The organism is Rhodopseudomonas sp., from assembly GCF_048594845.1.
GTDB lineage: Bacteria > Pseudomonadota > Alphaproteobacteria > Rhizobiales > Xanthobacteraceae > Rhodopseudomonas.
On the sequence record NZ_JBMDXE010000351.1, the window covers coordinates 1 to 2,926 of the forward strand.

3 protein-coding genes are annotated in these 2,926 nt (G+C 67.3%); all 3 read left to right on the forward strand.

Translation table 11 applies throughout. The annotated features are described in order from the left end of the window. On the forward strand, positions 1-249 hold a 249-nt coding region (locus ACOJTD_RS24115), incomplete at its 5' end, for a M20/M25/M40 family metallo-hydrolase (RefSeq protein WP_420135381.1). Beyond that, complete coding sequence (locus tag ACOJTD_RS24120; protein WP_420135382.1) at positions 242-1,657, forward strand: amidase; 1,416 nt, start codon at positions 242-244, stop codon at positions 1,655-1,657. The genes ACOJTD_RS24115 and ACOJTD_RS24120, both read left to right, overlap by 8 nt. A gap of 131 nt (positions 1,658-1,788) precedes the next feature. Next, on the forward strand, positions 1,789-2,679 hold the full coding sequence (locus ACOJTD_RS24125; protein ID WP_420135383.1) for a crotonase/enoyl-CoA hydratase family protein: 891 nt from the start codon (positions 1,789-1,791) through the stop codon (positions 2,677-2,679). Positions 2,680-2,926: the final 247 nt, after the last annotated feature.

Consider the following 2,926-nt stretch of genomic DNA (forward strand, 5'->3'; position numbering starts at 1 on the left):
GTCGCCGAGGTCGCGCGCGGCGTGGTCGGCGCCGACAAGGTGATCACCCGCTCGCAGCCGAAGATGGGCTCGGAGGATTTCGCCGACATGCTGCAGGCGATCCCCGGCGCGTATTTCTGGATCGGCCACGACGGCGACGTGCCGGTGCACAATCCCGGCTACGTACTCGACGACAAGATCCTGCCGATCGGCGCCAGCATGTTCGCCCGCATCGTCGAAACCCGCCTGCCGGTGGCCGCCAATGTCTGACGGCCTCTCCAGCAAGACGACGACGCTGAACGACCTCTCCGCGACCGAACTCCTGGCCGGCTACTACAGCAAGCAGTTCTCCCCTGCCGAAGTGATGGACGAAGTGATCGCCCAGGCCGAGCGCTGGGAGCCGCATCTCAACGCGCTGTACGCGTTCGATCCCGACGGCGCCCGCCGCGCCGCGCGGGCCTCGACCGAGCGCTGGCAGAAGGGCGAGCCGCAAGGCCTGCTCGACGGAGTGCCGGTCACCGTCAAGGAGAACGTGGCGACGCAAGGCACGCCTGTGCCGCTCGGCGTGCCCATCACCGCGCGGACGCCGGCGGCGGTCGATGCGCCGCCCGCGGCGCGGCTGCGCGAAGCCGGCGGCATTTTGTGGAGCAAGACGACGATGCCGGATTTCGGCATGCTGTCGTCGGGGCTGTCGAGCTTTCACGGCGTCACCCGCAATCCATGGGACATCACGCAGAACACCGGCGGCTCGTCCGCCGGCGCGGGCGCTGCCGGCGCGGCGGGCTACGGGCCGCTGCATCTTGGCACCGATATCGGCGGCTCGGTGCGGCTGCCGGCGAACTGGTGCGGAATCTTCGCGCTGAAGCCGTCGCTCGGACGCGTGCCGATCGATCCGCCCTATGTCGGCCGCTGCGCCGGACCGATGACGCGCACCGTCGACGATTCCGCGCTGATGATGAGCGTGCTGTCGCAGCCCGATCCGCGCGACGGCATGAGCCTGCCGCCGCAGGACATCGCCTGGAGCGAACTCGACGTCGATCTGCGCGGCAAGAAAATCGGCCTGCTGACCGATCTCGGCTTCGGCATGACGCTGGAGGATGACGTCCGCCGCGTCGTCACCGAGGCTGCGCGGCTACTCGCGGCGCAGGGCGCGATCGTCGAGGAGGTGCAGCTTGGCTTCACCCGCGAGATGATGGACGGGCTCGACGCGTTCTGGCGCGCGCGGATGTGGGACGATGTCAGCAAGCTCAGCGAAGCGCAGCGCGCGCAGGTGCTGCCCTACATCGTGCGCTGGGCCGAAGGCGGAGCGACCTTGTCCGGCGTCGAGGTGGTACGCGGCTTCAACCAGACCATGGCGGTGCGGGCGATGGGCGCGAAGCTGTTCGCCAACATCGACTACCTGATCTCGCCGGTCGCGCCGGTGGTCAGCTTTGCCGCCGATCTGCCCTCGCCGCTCGACGATCCGAATATTCCGTTCGATCACATCCTCTATACCGTTCCGTGGAATATGGCGGAGAATCCCGCCGCCTCGATCAATGGCGGCTATAGCTCGAAGGGATTCCCGATCGGCGTGCAGATCGTCGGCCGTCGTTATGACGATCTCGGCGTGCTGAGGATCGCGAAGGCTTACGAAAATCTGCGGGGCGCGCAGAAGCCGTGGCCGACACCGCCGCGGTGAACCGCCGCGCTTGACCTCGGCACCACCCAGCAACTAACCATCATCATCCGGGGCGCAGCGCGAATGTGCGCGTCCCGGAATGACGCGCCGCAAGGCACCAACAAGAACAACAACGGGCGAAGGAAACACCCATGGCCTACGAGACCATCAAATACGAGGTCGCCGATCAGATTCTCACGATCACGCTGAACCGGCCGGAGAAACTCAACGCCTTCAATCCGGCGATGCAGCGTGAACTGATCGAGGCGTTCGACAAGGCCGACGCCGACGACAATATCCGGGCGATCATCGTTACCGGCGAAGGCCGCGCGTTCTGCGCTGGCGCCGACCTCTCCTCGGGCGCCGACACCTTCGACCGCGACGCCCGGCGCGGTCCGGTCCGGCGCAACGCCGACGGCTCGACCGACTATTCCGATCCGCAAGTGCGCGACGGCGGCGGTCAGGTGACGCTGCGTATCTTCAAATGCCTGAAGCCGGTGATCGCGGCTGTGAACGGCCCCGCGGTCGGCATCGGCGTCACCATGCAGCTCGCGATGGATATCCGCATCGCATCCGAAGCCGCGCGATTCGGCTTCGTGTTCTCGCAGCGTGGCATCGTGCCGGAAGCAGCGTCGAGCTGGTTCCTGCCGCGCATCGTCGGCATCGCTCAGGCTTTGGAGTGGTGCTACACCGGCCGCGTGTTCCCGGCGCAGGAAGCGCTCGACGGCAAGCTGGTGAGCCGCGTCGTGCCGGCCGATCAGTTGCTCGAGACTGCGCGCACGCTGGCCAAGGAAATCGCCGCCAAGACGGCGCCCGTTTCGGTGGCACTGATCCGGCAGATGATGTGGCGGATGATGGGCGCCGACGATCCGATGGAAGCCCACAAGATCGACAGCCGCGGCATCTACGAGCGCGGCCGCTCCGACGACGTCAAGGAAGGCGTCACCTCGTTTCTGGAAAAGCGCCCGGCGCAGTTCAAGAACAAGGTCACGTCCGACATGCCGCCCTACTTCCCGTGGTGGGACGAGCGCGAATACAAGTAAGGAAGCGCGCTCGGACAAAAGCTGTGCCCCGGACGCGGCGCAGCGCGCCGCCCTTGCGGCGTGGTGCGCTGCAGATCCGGGGCCCCGGGTACGGGGTTTGCGCCTCAACCGGGATCCCGGGTCTGCGGAGCAGCACTACGTGCTGCACCGCGCCCGGGACACGGGCTCGCAGAGCAGGCAAGTCTCTCCGTCATTGCGAGCCACCGGGTCCGGCCGTCGGCCGGCCCGATGACAGGCTCCGCGAAGC